The organism is Bacteroides sp. CAG:633 (assembly GCF_000435115.1).
Taxonomy (GTDB): domain Bacteria; phylum Bacteroidota; class Bacteroidia; order Bacteroidales; family Bacteroidaceae; genus Bacteroides; species Bacteroides ndongoniae.
On sequence record NZ_FR883015.1, the window covers coordinates 1 to 888 of the forward strand.

The 888-nt window shown below is 56.0% G+C and carries 1 protein-coding gene; it reads left to right on the plus strand.

Annotated elements, in window-relative coordinates; all coding sequences use genetic code 11:
* On the plus strand, nt 1-791 hold a 791-nt coding region (locus QVP67_RS03420), incomplete at its 5' end, for an ABC transporter permease (protein ID WP_288179858.1).
* Nucleotides 792-888: the final 97 nt, after the last annotated feature.

The window sequence follows — 888 nt, forward strand, 5'->3', positions numbered from 1 at the left end:
CGCTTGCCGCTTTCTACGGCATCCGCCTGGCCGCAGGTGAGTTTATCCGTCAGGACGCCGGTGAAGGGCAGGTCATGCTGAATGAGTCGGCCGTACGGGCTATGGGCATATCCAATCCGATAGGGATGTCCCTTACTTATAGTAGTAACAAGCAGAAAGCCACGGTCGTCGGCGTGGTACGCGACTTCCACATCACAGCACCTACCATTCCTGTCCAACCTACCCTTTACGTGAGACGGTTTGACTGGACAAGCGGAGGTCACATCTTACTGAAGTATCACGAAGGTGCCTGGCCTGAACTCCGTCATCGGGTGGACAGCCTCTTTGCGAAGGACTATCCCGAAGTGCATTACCAGCTGGTAAACGTCATGGACGAATATAATGCTTACCTCAAGGCCGAAAGCTTGTTGCTGCACCTGCTGACTTTTGTTTCCATTGTCTGTATCCTGGTATCTGCCTTCGGCATCTTCTCCATGATTACCCTGAGCTGCGAACGCCGTCGCAAGGAGGTAGCCATCCGTAAGGTGAACGGGGCACGGGTAGGGGATATCCTCGGCCTCTTTGCCCGCGAATACCTGTCGTTGCTCGCCGTTGCTGCCGTGGTGGCCTTCCCCGTGGGCTATGTGCTGATGAAGCGCTGGCTGGAGAGTTATGTGGAACAAACGCCTCTCAGTTGGTGGCTCTATGCCGTCATCTTCCTTGGCATGGCGCTGTTGGTGGCTCTGTGCATCGGCTGGCGCGTATGGCGGGCGGCGAATGAGAATCCGGCGGAGGTGATAAAGCGTGAGTAGAAACCGGACTGGCATTTCTCTTGCCGGGAAGAGGCCGATGACTTGCTGCAAAGCGGATGCAGTGGCTCTGCAAAGGCGATGCAGTAACGCTGCAAAG